Origin of the sequence: Paraburkholderia sp. SIMBA_054, assembly GCF_046534875.1 — a bacterium.
Taxonomy (GTDB): domain Bacteria; phylum Pseudomonadota; class Gammaproteobacteria; order Burkholderiales; family Burkholderiaceae; genus Paraburkholderia; species Paraburkholderia hospita.
The window spans coordinates 1-261 of sequence record NZ_JAWRXV010001035.1 but is presented as its reverse complement, the minus strand read 5'-3'; the positions used below and the strand labels follow the sequence as shown (position 1 = coordinate 261).

Sequence of the window (261 nt, the reverse complement as noted above, 5' to 3'; positions counted from 1 at the left end):
CGCGTGCAGCACGTCCCAGCCGATGCCGAGCCTTTCGAGCGCGCCCGGACGCAGATTTTCGATGATGACATCGGCCTCGGCCGCGAGCCGCTTCACGATCTCGACACCATCGGCCGATTTGAGATTCACGCAAACCGACTTTTTGTTGCGCGACTGCAGATACCACCAGAGCGAGGTGCCCTCGTGCAGCTTGCGCCATTTGCGAAGCGGATCGCCCGTTTCAGGCGCTTCGATCTTGACCACGTCGGCGCCGAACTCGGC

At 62.5% G+C, this 261-nt stretch carries 1 protein-coding gene; it reads right to left on the bottom strand.

Features of this window, described 5'->3' with window-relative positions:
• Positions 1-261: CoA transferase (locus tag SB822_RS58300; RefSeq protein WP_410859271.1), on the bottom strand; the 261-nt coding region annotated here is incomplete at both ends.